Annotated in this window: 16 protein-coding genes; 15 read left to right on the top strand and 1 reads right to left on the bottom strand. The window is 67.9% G+C overall.

What is annotated here, in order from left to right; translation table 11 throughout:
• Nucleotides 1-73 precede the first annotated feature (73 nt).
• The 15 genes from ACXMDP_RS08985 (at nucleotide 74) to fba (ending at nucleotide 13,530) form a co-directional block, all read left to right on the top strand.
• A complete protein-coding gene (locus ACXMDP_RS08985) occupies nucleotides 74-1,297 on the top strand; it encodes a F420-0:Gamma-glutamyl ligase (protein ID WP_399233099.1) in 1,224 nt (407 codons plus the stop codon).
• A gap of 70 nt (nucleotides 1,298-1,367) precedes the next feature.
• The gene (locus tag ACXMDP_RS08980) at nucleotides 1,368-2,516 is read left to right on the top strand and encodes a hypothetical protein (protein WP_259729387.1); all 1,149 of its coding nucleotides are present in this window, start codon (nucleotides 1,368-1,370) and stop codon (nucleotides 2,514-2,516) included.
• Nucleotides 2,513-3,004: a Holliday junction resolvase RuvX gene (ruvX, locus tag ACXMDP_RS08975; protein ID WP_259729388.1), complete on the top strand. Its 492-nt coding sequence runs from the start codon at nucleotides 2,513-2,515 to the stop codon at nucleotides 3,002-3,004. Before ACXMDP_RS08980 ends, ruvX begins: the two co-directional genes overlap by 4 nt.
• A 30-nt stretch (nucleotides 3,005-3,034) precedes the next feature.
• Complete coding sequence (locus tag ACXMDP_RS08970; RefSeq protein WP_094510671.1) at nucleotides 3,035-3,589, top strand: DUF3727 domain-containing protein; 555 nt, start codon at nucleotides 3,035-3,037, stop codon at nucleotides 3,587-3,589.
• The gene (locus ACXMDP_RS08965) at nucleotides 3,586-4,101 is read left to right on the top strand and encodes a YqeG family HAD IIIA-type phosphatase (RefSeq protein WP_094510672.1); all 516 of its coding nucleotides are present in this window, start codon (nucleotides 3,586-3,588) and stop codon (nucleotides 4,099-4,101) included. Before ACXMDP_RS08970 ends, ACXMDP_RS08965 begins: the two co-directional genes overlap by 4 nt.
• Complete coding sequence (gene proB, locus ACXMDP_RS08960; RefSeq protein WP_259729389.1) at nucleotides 4,098-5,219, top strand: glutamate 5-kinase; 1,122 nt, start codon at nucleotides 4,098-4,100, stop codon at nucleotides 5,217-5,219. The genes ACXMDP_RS08965 and proB overlap by 4 nt, the downstream gene beginning before the upstream one ends.
• Before the next feature lie 47 nt (nucleotides 5,220-5,266).
• Nucleotides 5,267-6,319, top strand: a complete 1,053-nt coding sequence (gene lpxD, locus ACXMDP_RS08955; RefSeq protein WP_094510674.1) for a UDP-3-O-(3-hydroxymyristoyl)glucosamine N-acyltransferase — start codon at nucleotides 5,267-5,269, stop codon at nucleotides 6,317-6,319.
• A gap of 90 nt (nucleotides 6,320-6,409) precedes the next feature.
• On the top strand, nucleotides 6,410-7,498 hold the full coding sequence (leuB, locus tag ACXMDP_RS08950) for a 3-isopropylmalate dehydrogenase (RefSeq protein ID WP_259729390.1): 1,089 nt from the start codon (nucleotides 6,410-6,412) through the stop codon (nucleotides 7,496-7,498).
• Nucleotides 7,499-7,545: 47 nt separating this feature from the next.
• Complete coding sequence (locus tag ACXMDP_RS08945; protein WP_259729391.1) at nucleotides 7,546-8,448, top strand: phosphoribulokinase; 903 nt, start codon at nucleotides 7,546-7,548, stop codon at nucleotides 8,446-8,448.
• Between the two features lie 130 nt (nucleotides 8,449-8,578).
• Nucleotides 8,579-8,815: a hypothetical protein gene (locus ACXMDP_RS08940; protein ID WP_457766726.1), complete on the top strand. Its 237-nt coding sequence runs from the start codon at nucleotides 8,579-8,581 to the stop codon at nucleotides 8,813-8,815.
• Nucleotides 8,812-9,654, top strand: coding sequence for a prepilin peptidase (locus ACXMDP_RS08935; RefSeq protein WP_259729393.1), 843 nt, complete (start codon nucleotides 8,812-8,814; stop codon nucleotides 9,652-9,654). Before ACXMDP_RS08940 ends, ACXMDP_RS08935 begins: the two co-directional genes overlap by 4 nt.
• Nucleotides 9,655-9,728: 74 nt before the next feature.
• Nucleotides 9,729-10,604, top strand: a complete 876-nt coding sequence (accD, locus tag ACXMDP_RS08930; protein ID WP_094510678.1) for an acetyl-CoA carboxylase, carboxyltransferase subunit beta — start codon at nucleotides 9,729-9,731, stop codon at nucleotides 10,602-10,604.
• Nucleotides 10,604-11,158: a hypothetical protein gene (locus ACXMDP_RS08925; protein WP_311134121.1), complete on the top strand. Its 555-nt coding sequence runs from the start codon at nucleotides 10,604-10,606 to the stop codon at nucleotides 11,156-11,158. The genes accD and ACXMDP_RS08925 overlap by 1 nt, the downstream gene beginning before the upstream one ends.
• Nucleotides 11,155-12,315, top strand: a complete 1,161-nt coding sequence (locus ACXMDP_RS08920; protein WP_259729394.1) for a Gfo/Idh/MocA family protein — start codon at nucleotides 11,155-11,157, stop codon at nucleotides 12,313-12,315. The genes ACXMDP_RS08925 and ACXMDP_RS08920 overlap by 4 nt, the downstream gene beginning before the upstream one ends.
• 141 nt (nucleotides 12,316-12,456) lie before the next feature.
• On the top strand, nucleotides 12,457-13,530 hold the full coding sequence (gene fba / locus ACXMDP_RS08915; protein WP_094510680.1) for a class II fructose-bisphosphate aldolase: 1,074 nt from the start codon (nucleotides 12,457-12,459) through the stop codon (nucleotides 13,528-13,530).
• 317 nt (nucleotides 13,531-13,847) lie between these two features.
• Here the strand turns inward: fba and ACXMDP_RS08910 are convergent, their stop codons facing one another.
• Nucleotides 13,848-16,724, bottom strand: a complete 2,877-nt coding sequence (locus tag ACXMDP_RS08910; protein ID WP_259729395.1) for a UPF0182 family protein — start codon at nucleotides 16,722-16,724, stop codon at nucleotides 13,848-13,850.
• Nucleotides 16,725-16,818: the final 94 nt, after the last annotated feature.

Below are 16,818 nucleotides of genomic sequence, written 5' to 3'. Positions count from 1 at the left end.
GAAAGCTAGGGCGGTGCTGAGGCCACCATCTACGCTCCCGCTGTTTCGCCGCCCGCAGCACTCCGTGGCCCCATTGCCCGCTCCTCTGTGCCTGGCCCTGATCGCCGCTCTTGGCTTCGGCGCCCTGCTGCTGTGGCTGGAGCTGCGCCACCGGCTGCGGCCCGCTTCACCGCTGCGGCTGGATTCCCATGACTGGACGGTGCAGGAGCACGCAGCCGCCAGCGACGGGGCCATCACCGTGGAAGGCGTGCTGCGCCTCAGCAACCCCCATGCCCGCATGGAGGTGATGGTGCCGGAAGTGGAGCTGCGGCCCACCCTGCTGGGCAAGGGCGACCTGAGCGGGGTCACCGTCACGGCCCGCCTCACCGCCGCCCATCCCGATGAGGACACCCGCGCCGATGGCTACTGGGCGGCCTACATCGTCAAAGGCAACAAGCAGACGGAGGCCCGCGTCTCGCTCACGATCGCCGCGCCGGCCGGCCGGCCGTCTGCTGGCGCCGCCGGGCAGCAGCCGATCGATCCCCTCGCCCTGATCGACACCCTCTGGCTCGAGGTGTTGTGGGTCAACTACGGCCCCTTTGGACGGCTGCAACGCCGTGACGGTCTGCTGATACCCCTGCGCAAGCCCGAGCCCCTGCAACCCGCCACCTCCCGCTGGCGAGCAGGGGAAGCCTGTCAGGTGCTGCCGCTGCCCACCCATCTGCTCGGCGTGCTGGATGATCCAGCCGACGTTCTGCGCCGCTACGCCGCTGCCGTGCTGCAACCCGGCGACATCCTCACGATCGGCGAAACACCGCTGGCGGTGATGCAGGGCCGCTACCAGCACCCGGCCATGGTGGAGCCATCGGCCCTGGCCCGCCTGCTCTGCCGGGTGTTCCATCCCACCAGCAGCCTGGCCACCGCCTGCGGCCTGCAGACCCTGATCGACGACGTAGGCCCGGCGCGGGTGCTGTGCGCCTGGCTGGCCGGCACCCTGATGAAACTGGTGGGCAGCCGCGGCGGCTTCTACCGCCTGGCGGGAGAGCAGGCACGCCTGATCGATGACATCACCGGCACCACCCCCCCCTACGACCAGACGATCGTGTTGGGCCCGGCCCACCCCGAGCGCAGCTGCCGTGAACTGGCCAGGCAACTGGGCGTGCCGGTGGCGGTGGTGGATGTGAATGATCTGGGCCGGGTGAAGGTGCTGGCCGCCAGCGAGGGCTGCGATGAGGGCCTGCTGCAGCGGGCATTGCGGCCCAATCCGGCCGGCAATGCCAACGAGCGCACGCCTCTGGTGGTGGTCCGCCCCGCCTGACCCTCACGCGCTGGCACCCCTCCGGCCAGCCGGTCCAGAACCGATACAGTCGGGTCACGACTGAAGTCACGTGCGGCACCCCATCCCCCTACGCCCCTCGGGAGGTGACCCGCTCGCCGCGCCGGGGGAGCTGCGGATCGAGCCGTTGCAGGGCTGGTCGTTGCCGCTGCTGAACGATGCCGCGTTCGCTGATCTGCAGCCGCTATTGCAGCGCTCCCTTCTGCTGCGTCAGCCGGAGCGCCTGCTGAGTGCCCTGGTGCAGCGCCCGCCCCTGGTTCCTGAGGTGCTGGTGGCCTACGAGACAGCCGATTGCATGCTGGGGGTGAGCGTGGTGCGCCGCCTCAACCGGAGTGGCAGCTGCTGGGGTGTTGAGGCGTTGCGGGTGGCACGCACCGCCCTGCAGCGACCAGGCAGCCTCAGCGGCCAGGAGATCCAGGCGGGCCTGCTGCGCGAGGCGCTGCACCGCTGCAGCGGTGCAGCCAGCTGGATTGCCCGCTGTGACAGCACCGACACCGACCGGCTGGCACTGCTGCGGGAGCAGGGCTTTCAGCCCCTGCGGCACGAAGTCTCCTGGCTGTGGAACGCCCCGGCAGAGCCGGGCCCGGCTCTGCCGCCCCCTGGCGACCTGCAACTGCGGCCCCTGAATCGGCGCACCGCTGGCCTGATGCTGCACCTGGAGCAGGCGGCCTGCCCGGCGCTGCTGCGCCAGCTGCTTGACCGCCGGGTGGAGGATCTGCTTGACCAGAGCAGCGGCCCCAGTGCGCTCTGGCTCGACCCCAGCCGCCAGCAGGCAGTGGCGGGCGTGCGCCGGCTGCATCACCAGGGCCATGGCCCGGTGGATCTGCAGCTCACGGTGCATCCCGGTTGGTCGCGGCTGCACGGCCCGGCGCTGGAGCACCTGCTGATCCAGGCGGTGGCCAGCGATCCGGTGGTGCGCCTCTGTAGTGATGCCGGCGATGCGGAGCGCTGCGCCTGGTTGCGCAGCATCGGCGCCAGCCTGGAAGGCGAGCGGCTGCTGATGGCGCGCAGCGTCTGGCGCCGCCACGAGCAGGCCAGCAGCCGCGCCGCCAACTGGCGCCTCGACACCGTGCTCGAGCCGTTCAAACCGCGCCGTCGCACGGTGCCCACCCCTGCAGGACCGTCGGCGCTCACGCCCGCCGCACGCCCAACGCGGGCACTGGTGAGTGCCTCCTCCAGTGCGCTGTCCACCCTCCGGTGAGCGCCACCCCCGGCACGCGGCAACAACGCCAACCCCCACAGCCCCGCTCCGTGCTGGCGCTGGATGTGGGGCGGCGCCGCATCGGCCTGGCCGGTTGCGATCCGCTCGGGCTCACGGTCACCCCACTGCCGGCACTGGCGCGCGGGGCCTACGCCCACGACCTGGAAACCCTGCGCGCCCTCAGCGCCAGCCGGCGGGTGCAGGCGCTGGTGGTGGGGCTGCCGCTCGACAGCCTCCAGCAGCCCACGCCCCAGGCGGCCCACTGCCGCCGCTACGGCGAACGGCTGGCCCGCCACCTGAGCCTGCCGCTGGCCTGGGTGGATGAGCACGCGAGCAGCTGGGAGGCGGGAGAGCGCCACCGCCTGCACGGTGACCGCAGCGGCGCGCTCGACAGTGCCGCAGCGGCGCTGCTGCTGGAGCAATGGTTGCGGGAAGGTGACGAGCCGGTGACCTTGGCGACCCCCCTGCGGACAGCAGGCCGGCGCTGAGACATTCTGAGAGGGTCTGACTCCCCCTCCATGAGTGCCGAAGGCCCCTCGATCACAGGATCCGGTGACGTGCCCACGGTTCTCGTCCGTGACGACCACGACCGCCAGCTGCTCTGCTTCCTCGAACAACTGATCCCGCTTGATGGGCACGATTACGCCCTGCTCACGCCGGTCGATACCCCGGTGTGCCTGTTCCGCCTGCAGGGCGACGACGAACCGGAGCCGATCGAAACCCTCGATGCCACCGAACCGATCCTGTCGGTGGCCGATGTGGTGCTGCAGGAGCACGACCTCACCCTGGTGCGTTCCGCCGTCACGCTCACGGTGAGCGGTGAGCTGGAGGAGCCCGATCCGGAGGATCTTGACGACGAGGACGGCGACGAAGACGACGACACCGACACCTACGAGCTGCTCGTCAGCTTCATGGTCGAAGACCAGGAGTACGGCCTGTACATTCCGCTCGACCCTTTCTTCGTGGTGGCCCGCATGCACAACGGCGAAGCAGTGCTGGTGGAAGGCGAGGAATTCGACCGCGTGCAGCCGCGAATCGAGGCTGAACTCGACGACAGGGAGAGCGCTGGGTGACCTCCCGCCACCTGCTGCAACCCGACTGGGAGCTGCAAACCAGCCTGGCCGGCCTGCCTCTGGAGCGGCTGATCGCCCAGAACATCAAGGCGCTGGTGCTGGATGTGGATCGCACCCTCATCCCGCGCCGGCAGTCGCAACTGCCGCCTGCCGTGGAGCAGTGGCTGATTCAAGCCAAGCCGCACCTGCGCATTCATCTGTTCAGCAACAACCCGTCCCGGCGCCGCATCGGAGCGGTGGCGGATCAGCTTGACCTCCCCTACACCGTGTCAGCGGGCAAGCCGCGCCGCAGCACCCTGCGGCGGGTGCTGGCTGAGCTGAATCTGCCGGCGCGGCAGGTGGCCGTGGTGGGGGATCGCCTGTTCACCGATGTGCTGGTCGGCAACAGGCTCGGCCTGTTCACGGTGTTGGCCAAGCCGGTGGATGTGCACGGGCTGCCCTGCCGCGTCGACCATCTGCAACGCCTGGAGGTGCGGCTGGCGCGGCTGGCGGGAGCGGACCTGAAGGGATGACGCGACGTGTGATCAAGGTGGGCACCAGCCTGCTGCGGGGCTCGGCGGATCGCGACACCGCCTGTGTGATCGCCGATCTGGCGGCCAGCCTCAGCCAGCAACGCCGCCGGGGCGATCAGGTGACCCTGGTGACCAGCGGCGCCGTGGGCCTGGGCTGCCATGCCCTGCAGCTGGAAAAGCGCCCCACCGAAGTGGTGGCGCTGCAGGCGGCGGCGGCGGTGGGGCAGGGCCAGCTGATGGGGCTTTACGCCGAAGCCTTCGCCAGCCACGGCGTGCGTGTGGCGCAGGTGCTGCTCACCCGCGGCGACCTGGCCTCGCGCCGCCGCTACCAGAACGCCTGCCGCACCCTGGAACACCTGCTGGGTTGGGGAGTGATTCCGATCGTCAACGAAAACGACACCCTGGCCACCGACGAACTGCGCTTCGGCGACAACGACACCCTCTCGGCGCTGGTAGCGGTGGCGATCGGCGCCGAGGAACTTGTGCTGCTCACCGATGTCGACCAGCTCTACTCCGGTGATCCCCGCAGCGATGCCACTGTCGAGCCGATCGAGGAGGTGCGTGATCTCCAGGAGCTGGCCCGGCTCAGCAGCGTGGCCAGCGGGGGCGGGCGCTGGGGAACCGGCGGCATGACCACCAAGCTCACTGCCGCCCGCATCGCCACCTCCAGCGGGGTGCGCGTGCGGCTGGCGGACGGCCGCGACCCGCGCGTGCTGGAGGCCCTGGTAGCCGGCGAGAAAGTGGGAACGGTGTTTCAGCCCAGCTCCAGACCCCTGGCCGACCGCAAGGGCTGGATGGCCCATGCCCTGCTGCCCAAAGGGGATCTGGTGATCGATGCAGGGGCGCAGAAGGCGCTGGTGGAGCGGGGCGCGTCCCTGCTGGCGGTGGGCATCCGCGCCGTGGAGGGCCGCTTCGGCCGCCAGGACGCGGTGCGGCTGATGTCGTTGCAGGGAGAGGAGATCGGCCGGGGCCTCTGCGCCCTGAGCAGCGAGGAGGTGCGGCAGGTGCTGGGCCTCAGCAGCAGCGAGGTGCAGCGGGAGCTGCAGCAACCGGCAGGAGCGGCGGTGGTGCACCGCGACCATCTGGTGCTCACGGCCCTGGCACCCGCCAGCGACTGACCGCAAGGCAGGCCTACGATCCGGCCTCAGTTCGCGGCTCCGGCAGCATGCGCTTCAGCACCCTGCTGCTCCAGCTCGCCCAGCGGGGCCTGCTCAACGACTCCGCACCGCGGCATCTGGCAGGCGACCCCGAACTGAGCGGGGCAGCCGCCGTGGATCAGGCCGCTGCCGGCCAGCTTTCCTTTCTCGAGCCCGGCCACCAGCTCAGTGCCGCCCTGGCCACCTGCCACGCCTCGGCGCTGCTGCTGCCGCTCGACCCGGAACTGCAGCAGTTGGCGCAGGAACGGGGCATGGCCTGGGTGGCCCTGAAGGATCCGCGACTCGGGTTCGCCGAGGCCCTGGCGGCACTGCACCCGCCCCGGCACTGGCCCGCCGGTATTCACCCGTCGGCGGTGATCGATCCCAGCGCCAGCGTCGGCACCGGCGTGCACATCGCCGCCCATGTGGTGGTGGGGGCCGACTGCCTCGTGGGTGAAGGCTGCGTGCTCCATGCCGGCGTGGTGCTTTACCCCGATGTGCACCTGGCTGAGGGCTGTGAGCTGCATGCCAATGCGGTGCTCCATCCCGGCAGCCGTCTGGCGCGCGGGTGCGTGGTGCACTCCAACGCCGTGATCGGCTCGGAGGGTTTCGGCTTTGTGCCCACCGCCAATGGCTGGCGCAAGATGCCCCAGACCGGCCTGGTGGTGCTGGAGGAGCAGGTGGAGGTGGGCTGCGGCACCACGATCGATCGCCCATCGGTGGGGGAGACACGCATCGGCGCCGGCACCAAGATCGACAACCTCGTGCAGATCGGCCACGGCGTCGTTACCGGCCGGGGTTGTGCGCTGGCCGCCCAGGTGGGCATCGCCGGCGGCGCCCGTCTCGGCAACGGTGTGATCCTGGCGGGCCAGGTGGGTGTGGCCAACCGCACCACGATCGGCGATCGGGCGATCGCCTCGTCCAAGTCGGGCTTGCACGGCGACATCGCCGCCGGCGAGGTGGTGAGCGGCTATCCGGCGATCCCGAACCGCCTGTGGCTGCGCTGCTCGGCCGCCTTCAGCAAGTTGCCGGAGCTGGCCCGCAGCGTGCGCCAGCTCAAGGCCGCCGCCGGCGACCCCTGAGGGCTGCGCGGGTGGGTCTATGGCTGTGCGTGTGGATCAGCGCCTGAGCCGGTAATCTCGCCAGTTGCCCCCGCCGCCTCGGCTGAACGCATGACCACGTACCGGATCACCCTCCTGCCCGGCGACGGCATCGGTCCGGAGATCACGGCGGTGGCCAGGCGGCTGCTGGAGGCAGTGAGCGCCAGCCACGGTTTTTCCCTCAGCTTCGACGAACAGCCGGTGGGAGGAGCGGCAATCGATGCCTGCGGCGTGCCGTTGCCGGAGCGCACGCTCGAGGCCTGCCGCCAGAGCGATGCGGTGCTGCTGGCGGCGATCGGTGGTCCCCGCTACGACGGCCTGCCGCGCGAACAGCGCCCGGAAAGTGGCCTGCTGGCCCTCAGGGCCGGCCTCGGCCTGTTCGCCAACCTGCGCCCGGTGAAGATCATTCCGGCCCTGGCGGGCGCCAGCAGCCTCAAGCCTGAGGTGATCGAGGGCGTCGACCTGATGGTGGTGCGCGAGCTCACCGGCGGCGTCTACTTCGGCACCCCGAAAGGCCGGGTGGAGGCCGGTGGGCATGTGCGTGCCTTCAACACCATGGCCTACAGCGACTACGAAATCGATCGCATCGCCAAGGTGGCCTTCCAGCTGGCGACGGAACGTCGCGGACGGCTGTGTTCGGTCGACAAGGCCAACGTGCTTGATGTGAGCCAGCTCTGGCGCGACCGGGTCACGGCGATGGCCGCCGACTATCCGGCGGTGGAGCTCAGCCACCTTTACGTCGACAACGCCGCCATGCAGCTGGTGCGCTGGCCCAAGCAGTTCGATGTGCTGCTCACCAGCAACCTCTTCGGCGACATCCTCAGCGACGAAGCCGCCATGCTCACCGGCAGTATCGGCATGCTGCCGTCCGCCTCCCTGGGCAGCGACGGGCCGGGCCTGTTCGAGCCGGTGCACGGCTCAGCACCCGACATCGCCGGCCAGGATGTGGCCAATCCGATGGCGATGGTGCTCTCGGCCGCCATGCTGCTGCGGGTGGGTCTGCAGCGGCCTGAAGCCGCCGACGCCCTGGAGCGGGCCGTCGACCAGGTGCTGGCGGCGGGCTGCCGCACCGCTGACCTGATCGGTGAGGCCGACCTCGCCACCGGCTGCACGCGGCTGGGTTGCGCCGCGATCGGTGATCGGCTGCTGGAAGCCCTCTGACCGGCGACCTGCCAAACTCACAGCCTCGTTTCTCCCCCGCTGCACCGATGTCCAAACGTCACCCGGTCGTGGCTGTCACCGGTTCCTCGGGTGCAGGCACCAGCACGGTCAAGCGCGCCTTCGAGCACATCTTCCAGCGGGAGGGCATCCAGCCGGTGGTGGTGGAGGGCGACAGCTTCCACCGCTTCGAGCGCGGCCCGATGAAGGAGGAAATGGCGAAGGCCCAGGCCAACGGCATGAACTTCTCCCACTTCGGTCCGGAAGCCAACCTCTTCGATCAACTCGAGGATCTGTTCCGGGCCTACGGCGAAACCGGCAGCGGCAAGAAGCGCTACTACCTGCACTCGGTCGAAGAGGCCGCCGAGCACAACGCCCGGCTCGGCACCCAGCTCAATCCCGGTCAGTTCACACCCTGGGAAGAGATCCCGACCGGCACGGATCTGCTCTTCTACGAAGGCCTGCACGGCGGCGTGGAGGGCGACGGCTACGACGTGGCCTCCCTTGTCGACCTGCTGATCGGCGTGGTGCCGATCGCCAACCTGGAATGGATCCAGAAGATCAGCCGTGACAACGCCGAGCGGGGCTACTCCGCCGAAACGATCGTGGACACGATTCTGCGACGCATGCCCGACTACATCAACCACATCTGCCCCCAGTTCAGCCGCACGGACATCAACTTCCAGCGGGTGCCCACTGTGGACACCTCCAACCCGTTCATCTGCCGCAACATCCCCACCCCTGACGAGAGCTTCGTGATCATTCACTTCCGCAAAGGGGCGCGGGAGAAGTGGGGGATCGATTTCTCCTACCTGCTGCGCATGATCAACGGCTCCTTCATGTCGAGCCCCACGAGCATCGTGGTGAACGGCGGCAAGATGGGCTTCGCGATGGAGCTGATCCTCACCCCGATCATCCACCGGCTGATCGAGGATAAGAAGAGCCTCTTCTGACCGATTAGGCTGCGCCCAAAGGTCGCGCCGGGGGAGGACGATTTCCATCGCCACATCTCCTGATTCTTCATCCGGTTCCGTCCCCCCGTCGTTCGTGATTCGGGGGGCCGCCGGCGCGGCCAACCATTCCGTGCGCTGGGATCGGATCAACAGCGGCGATGTGCTTCGACGGGCCCGTCAGGTGTACTTCCACTACTGCGAACATGTCCCCGGCGGTAGTGAACCGCTGGGGATCGTGCTGCAGGAGGCCACTGATCAGGGCCGGGTGGTGTTCGAAGCCCCGGTGCTGTTGCCGGAGGAGCGGTTCATTCCACTGGAGATGATTGGCGGGCGGGGCGCACGCTCCCGCAACAACCGACGTCCATGACCCCCATCAGCCTCGAACCGATCGCCGTGCTGGCAGCCGTGCTTGGCGCCTGCGTCGGCAGTTTCCTGAACGTGGTGGCCTGGCGCCTGCCGCGCCGCGAATCGATCCTTTCGCCCCCCAGCCACTGCCCCCACTGCGGCACCACGCTGGCCTGGTATGAAAACCTGCCGGTGCTGGGCTGGCTGTGGCTGCGGGGCCGCTGCAACCACTGCCACGCACCGATCTCTCCCCGTTACCCGCTGGTGGAGCTGCTCACCGCTGGGCTGTGGGTGGCCGTCGTGCTGGCCAGCCCTTCCGCCATGGGCGCGCCGCCGTTCTGGCAGCTGATGATTGCCGGCTGGGCGCTGATCAGCCTGCTGGTTCCGTTGGTGCTGATCGATGCCGATCAGCTGTGGCTGCCTGAACCGCTCTGCCGCTGGGGCCTGGTGGGGGGTCTGGTGGTCACCGCGCTGCTGGGGATCAGCCAGTCGGAGGCGATCGCCCGCCAGCTGCTGGTCAACCACCTGCTCGCCGCCGCCGTGGGGCTGCTGGTGTTTGAAGGGCTCAGCGCCCTGGGCGAGAAGCTGCTGGGCCGCCCCGCCCTCGGTCTGGGCGATGCCAAGCTCACGGCCCTGCTGGGGGCCTGGCTCGGGCTGCAGGGCATGGGCCTGGCGGTGGCCCTGGCCGTGCTGGGTGGCGCGGCACTGGGCTCGATCGGCCGCCTCACCGGCCGCCTGGGCCCGCATCAGCCCTTTCCTTTCGGCCCCTTTCTGGCTTTCGGCGGCATCGCCGTGTGGCTTGCAGGCGAGGGCTGGTGGTTGCGCTGGTTCGGCGGCTGGCTGGGCTACCAGAGCCTCTGAGCGGCTTGCAGCGGCATGGCGCCGGCAGCGGCAGCTTTTAATGGTGATCCGTTCTTGCGCCTGTCGCCTCTCCCGTGTCGCTGTTCGACTGGTTCGCCGATCGCCGCAAGGCTGCACCGGTGGTGCGCGCCCCCCAAGAACTCGACGAGGGCGACGGGCTCTGGAGCAAGTGCCCGGAATGCGGCCTGGTGGTCTACCGGAAAGACCTGATCGCCAATGCCAGCGTCTGCAGCGGCTGCGGCCACCATCTGCGCATCGACAGTGAAGCCCGCCTGCGGCTGATCGCCGATGAGGGCACGTTCCAGCCGCTCGACACCGATCTTTCCCCCACCGATCCGCTCGCCTTTAAAGACCGGCGCAGCTACGCCGATCGCCTGCGCGACACCCAGAGCAGCACCGGTCTGCGCGATGCGGTGATCACCGGCCTCTGCCGGATCGAAGGCATGCCCCTGGCGCTGGGCGTGATGGATTTCCGCTTCATGGGCGGCTCCATGGGTTCGGTGGTGGGCGAGAAGCTCACCCGCATGATCGAAACCGCCACCTTCCGCCGCTATCCGGTGTTGATCGTGTGCGCGTCTGGCGGGGCCCGCATGCAGGAAGGCATGCTCAGCCTGATGCAGATGGCCAAGATTTCCGGCGCCCTGCAGCGGCACCGCCAGGAGGAGCTGCTCTACATCCCCCTGCTCACCCACCCCACCACCGGTGGCGTCACCGCCAGCTTCGCGATGCTGGGCGACCTGATCCTGGCCGAACCGAAGGCCCTGATCGGCTTCGCCGGACGCCGGGTGATCGAGCAGACCCTGCGCGAGAAGCTGCCGGAAGGTTTCCAGACGGCTGAGTATCTGCAGGATCACGGCTTCGTCGACCTGATCGTGCCCCGCACCCGCTTTCGCTCCACCTTCGCGAGCCTGCTGCGGCTTCATGGCGTCACCCCCGCCGTAGCCGCTTGATGGGCTGGCTCACCAAGCAACTCTTGCTGCCGCTTTTGCAGCGCTGGTCGCCCCAGCTCGCCGCCCGCCGTTTCTGGTCGTTGGCACGGGCGATGGTTTCCGGCTGCAGGCTCCGGGGCGTCATGGTGGCCGCCGCGCTGCTGCTGGCGCTGCTCCCGGCTCTGCTGCTGCCGGCCCCCGGCTGGTCGGGTGGTGCGGCCCTGGCCGGGCCGGTCAGCTGGAAGGAAGTGCCCGCCACAGCGGAAGGGCGCCAGTGGTGGGATGAGGGCAGCCTGCGGCTGAGCCGTGACGGCTGGCTCTCCGTGCTGAGCCGCTTTCAACCGGCGCCGCCCCCGGAAACAGACGACTCCGGCAATCCCAACAGGACCAAGGCACGGCCCGGTCAGCTGTATGTGATGGACCTCGATTGCGGCCAGCGGCTGTATCGCGACACGTCCGTGAATGGCCTGCCCCGCTTCGGCGCTGACTGGCAACCCACCGGCGGGGATCCCCTGATCAGCGCGGTGCTGGAAGAAGCCTGCGCCGCCGGCGCCCCCCTGCTGGCCCTCCGATGACACTGCTCGAAGCAGCGCCCCTACGGGTGGCGGTGGCTGGCCTGGGATTCGGGGAAAAGGTGCACCTGCAGGCCCTGCGCGCCAGTGGCAGCACCGAACCGGTGGCGCTCTGGCACCCTCGCCGCGAGCGGGTGGAGCAGGCCGCCAGCGCCGCCTCCCTGCCTGGCTTCACAAACTTCGAGGCCCTGCTGGCGGACCCCGGCATCGAGGCGTTGGTGATCGCCACGCCGCCCGCCCCACGCTTCGCCCTGGCGAAAGCCGCCCTCCATGCCGGCAAGCACCTGCTGCTCGAGAAACCCGTGGGCGTTTCGGCGGAGCAGGTGGAGGAATTGCAGCGGTTGGCGATAAGCCGGGGGTTGCAGGTGGCGGTCAACTTCGAATACCGGGCAGTGCCGGTGTTTCAGCAGCTGGCGGCCCTGCTGGCGGCGGGCGTGATCGGCGACCCCTGGCTGGTGAAGCTCGACTGGCTGATGAGCAGCCGCGCCGATGCTTCCCGACCCTGGAACTGGTACGCCCAACGCAGCGAAGGTGGCGGTGTGCTGGGCGCCCTGGGCACCCACGCCTTCGACATGCTGCACTGGCTGATCGGCCCCACCCGGGAGCTGCAGGGCACACTCTCCACCGCCATCGACGCCCGCCCGCTGCCCGATGGCAGCGGCCGCCTGGCTGCCGTGGATGCGGAGGACATTGCCCTGCTGCAGCTGGGACTCGATGCGGGCCTCGCTACAGGCTTCGGCAAAGGCAGCGCTGCTGGCAGTGGTGCTGGAAGCCAGCGGCTGGTGCCGGCCCAGGTGAGCCTGGCGGCAGTGGCCCGCCAGGGGCGCGGCTGCTGGCTCGAGTTGTACGGCAGCGAAGGCACGTTGGTGCTGGGCAGCGACAACCAGAGCGACTATGTGCATGGCTTCCACCTCTGGCGGGCAGGGCGAGGCGAAGCGTTGCAGCCGGTACCGGTGGACCCTGCTCTGGCCTTTGCCCGCACCTGGGCCGATGGGCGAATCGCCCCGGTGGCGCGCCTGCACCGCTGGTGGGCCGAAAGCGTGCGCACCGGTCAGCCGATGGTGCCGGGTCTCAGCGAGGGCTTCCGCAGCCAGCTCTGCTGCGATCTGGCCATCGCCGCCGCCGACACCGGCCTGCGCCAGGACCTGCCGGTGGGTTGAGAGCGATCAGCATCGCCTAGAGTCGCGCGCATCCCGCGTCAGGGTTTCGAAGCCGGTGGCCTGGTCTCTTGGTCCGCCTCCCCTCGTTCACCGCGCTGGTGCCCCCGACGTGCCCACCCACACCCTCAGAGGTATTCCCCCATGGCCCTCGTTCCCCTTCGGCTGCTGCTCGACCATGCCGCTGAGAACGGCTATGGCATCCCTGCCTTCAACGTCAACAACCTGGAGCAGGTGCAGTCGATCATGGAGGCTGCCTATGAAACCGACAGCCCGGTGATCCTGCAGGCGTCCCGCGGCGCTCGCCAATACGCCGGTGAGATTTTCCTGCGTCACCTGATCATCGCCGCCACCGAAACCTATCCCGACATCCCGGTGGTGATGCACCAGGACCACGGCAACAGCCCTGCCACCTGCTTCGGTGCCGCCGCCAACGGCTTCACCTCGGTGATGATGGACGGCTCCCTGGAAGCTGACGCCAAAACCCCCGCCAGCTACGAGTACAACGTGGCTGTCACCAAGGAAGTGGTGGATGTGGCCCATGCCATCGGCGTGAGCGTCGAAGGGGAACTGGGCTGCCTGGGTTCGCTGGAAACCGGCAAGGGTGAAGCCGAAGACGGCCACGGTTTCGAAGGTGCCCTTTCCCGCGAGCAACTGCTCACCGACCCGGCCGAAGCCGCCGACTTCGTCGCCAAAACCAAAGTGGATGCTCTGGCGATCGCCATCGGCACCAGTCACGGTGCCTACAAGTTCACCCGCAAGCCCACCGGCGAAGTGCTGGCCATTTCCCGCATCGCCGAAATCCACAAAGCGATCCCCAACACCCACCTGGTGATGCACGGCTCCAGCTCGGTGCCACAGGAATGGCTCGACATGATCAACAAGTACGGCGGTGCCATTCCCGAAACCTATGGCGTGCCGGTCGAAGAGATCCAGAACGGCATCAAGAATGGCGTTCGCAAGGTCAACATCGACACCGACAACCGTCTGGCCTTCACTGCCGCTGTGCGGGAAGCTGCCTTCAAGGATCCCGCCAACTTCGATCCCCGCCACTTCAACAAGCCTGCACGGGCCTACATGAAGCAGGTGTGCCTTGATCGCTACCAGCAGTTCTGGTGCGCCGGCCAGGCCAGCAAGATCAAGCAGCAGAACATCAACTACTACGCCGCCCTCTACGCCAAGGGCGTCCTGGATCCCAAAACCGCTGTGGCGGTCTGAACCGTCCACAACCCCCCTGTCGACAACCGACAGTGTCGGCCTCACCCAGTGCACCTTCACACGCACCAAAACCACCCTGGGGCCTTCGGGCCCTTTTTTCATGGGGAGATTTCGGGCTCATGGCATCGAGAGCCATCCGGTCCCATTGGTCTGATGTGACATGGAACCCCAGGCCCCTTTCGGGCTGTCCATCCCATGAACCATGCCGATCAGAGCTTCCGGCCTTGCTGTGGGACGTTCGGGCCAGTGGTCGTGTGGAGGCTGCAAACTGATTGATCGCGCGAAAGCTTCCAATCGTCCTACCGCCACAGCCTGGCTCAGAGTGTGTCGAGACCAGGGATTGGCAGGGGCAGAGGGAAGGCCGGAAGTGATTCTGCTGGGCCGGAGCCTTTGGCTGTGCCCTGGGTGAGCTTCTCAAGGGCCAAGTCAAGATCCCGGTCCATCACAAAGCGGCGCCCGTCGGTGACCACCACCCGCACCAGCGTGGGCAGGCTTTTGTTGCCCGATTCAAGGTAGAACGGCTCGACATAGAGCAGACCATCCCCCACCGGTAACACCAGCAGGTTGCCATGCACCAGCCGGGCTCCGGCTCGGTTCCAGAGGCCGAACTGGAAGCTGATCTGAGGATCCTGCTCGATCAGCGCGGTGACCTGCTCCGGGCCCAGCAAAAGCCGCTGCTGGGGGAAGCGAACAAGGAACAATTCGCCGTAATGGGGCGGATCGTTGCGAGCAGCCAACCAGCCCACCAGGTTCGAGCGTCGCACCGGAGAAAAGGGCAGCAGCAGCACGAATTCCGGCCGCCGTTCTCCAGGCAGTTGAACAGTGGCGTGATAGGGCTGCACGGCCACGGTCTCGGAACCGTAAATTTCGAGCGGTACCTCCCAGACATCATCACCGTTGTAGAACGTGCGCACATCGGTGACGTGATAACGAAGCAGACGCTCCGACTGAATCTTGAACTGACTGTTGGGCACCCGAATGTGGGCCAACAGTGCTGAGGGCATGTCCGTGAGTGGGTGAAACAGCTCAGGAAAGGCCCGCTGCCAGGTAAGCAGCACCGGATCACTCGGATCGCTCACGTAGAACCACAGCCTGCCGTCCTGAGCATCCACAACGGCTTTCACAGGATTGCGGAAATAACGGATGCCTTCCGCGTTGGCATCGCTGTAGGGGTAACTGCGGCTGGTGGTGTAACCATCGAGCATCCAGTATTGATGGTGCTTCTCGTCAAACTCTGAAGCGTTCTTCACGTTCACCGTCACCATGTACGGCTCACGTTCGAAGCGCAGGAAAGGGGCCAGTGCTTTCACCCGTTCATTCACCTGGCGCCGCAGCAGCAGCAGGGAGCGGGGCGTGAACGAACCAGCCAACAGCACCCTGGGCTCATGCAGATAAACCGCAGCGGTGAACCGCTGCCAGGCATTGGTGAGCGGAATGCCCCGTTCCCCATCGTAGTGGCTGTAAACGTTCAGCTCCCCGTCAGGGAAATCGAATTCCTGCACCTTGGTAGGAGCAATCGCATAAGGCGCCGGAGCGGAAGCAAAGTAGAGGCGTGGCCGGCCCACGGGAAAAGCGGCCTGTGCCTCGGCGTCCGTGATGCCCAGCTGGGAGATGCCCTGCACCCGGCCGCTGCGGCCGAGATCCTTCACAAAGAAGAGCGGCAATCCGTCGGGCCCAAACACATTCACCGGTGACACGGTGAAGCCGTAACCGTGGGTGAAGACGAGATGCCGGTTCAGCCAGGTGCGCGACCCTTCCGGAAGAGCGGTGCTGTCCAGCTCCCTGGCGGAGATCATCACCTGCTGGGAGCTCTGGTCCTCTCCAGCGGCGGAGAGGTCGTAGCGGTCGACAGCGGCGGAGGGAAAGCTGTAGTAAAGGCGCAGCTGCTGCAACTGCCGGTTGGCCGCCAGCAAGGGCCCGCTGTCCCAGAGGCGGATGTTGGCCAGGGTGCCCGGCGCTGCGACAAGGTCGGCGGCGGTGATGCGTTGCAGGGGCTCCAGGGTGGTGTTGAGCACCTCCTCAAGGCCGAAGGCGCGCCGAGTGGCAAGGATGCTGCGCTCGATGTAGGGCGTTTCCACCGCAAGCTCACGCGGCTGCACCCAGAAGCGCTGCGCCTGCGGCGCCACCAGGAACTCGGCCACCGGCAGCAGCAGAGCCGTGGCCAGCAGCGGGATCACCACCACCCGGCGCAGCCAGGTGCGTCGCACCGGCAGCGCCAACCCCAGCGCCGCCAACATCAGCAGCAGGGCCAGCAGCAGCCGGATGGGCAGGCGCACATGCAGGTCAACGAAGCCGGCGCCCGCCGCCACACCGCTCCCCTGCACCATCAACGCAAACGGGGAGAGCGCATTGCCGAGTGAGGCCAGCGCCGCGAGCACGGCGATCTGGGGCTTGAGTACGCCCTGCTGGTCGCGGCTCAGGCCCACGAAGCGCAGGTCGCTGAGGCTGGATCCCTCGGTGAAGCTGACCCAGAGGCAACCGGCAAGCCCCACCACCAACTGCGCGATCAGCACGCTGAGCAGCAGTTGCAGGGCCGGCAACCGCAGCACCGAAAAGCTGAGATCGAAATGGGTGAGCGGATCGGCTTCACCGAACGGCACGGCCAGCAGTGCCGGCAGCCACAGGCTCCAGCCACGCGCCAGGGCTGTGGCCGAACCCGCCAGCGCCGCCACCAGCACCAGCCGCAGCACCTGCAGGGGCCACACCAGCAGCAACAGGCCAAGCAGGGCGGCCAGCAGCCCCACCCCTACGGGCGAGAGGCCGGCCAACGCGGACAGGCCACTCACCACATCGCCATCGAAGGGATCGGAGATCAGACCCCGGGCCTGCACGAACAGAAACACGAGCCCTGTGCTGAGCAGCAGCAGCAAGGCCAGCAGCGTGCACACCAGGGCAAGGGGGCCCATTCGAAGCAGTGGCTGGCGCGGCAACGGCTTGGCTGTGGCCTCGCTGCGCAGGCGCCAGCAGCGGTGGAGTTGCTGCAACTGCAGCGGGACCCCCACCCCCATCACCAGCAGGAACCCAAGCACCTGCAGCATCCAGCGGCGCAACAGCACCTGCTGAAAACTGAACTGGGTGTACCACGCCCATTCGATGCTCAGCCGCGAGACCACGATCACGCCGAAGGCGAGCAGGGACACGAGCAGCAAGCCCGCCAGCAGCGGTGGCTTCAGGCGAGGGAAACGGTGGGGCACGGGCTGAGGCTAAACAGGCATCGGCTGCTGACAAGCCTGCGGCCTGAATGGCACTCCGAAGTCAACTGAATACCCGACTTCAGAGATCGGATAT

The organism is Cyanobium sp. ULC065, from assembly GCF_977927515.1.
This window is presented reverse-complemented; position numbering and strand designations above follow the sequence as displayed.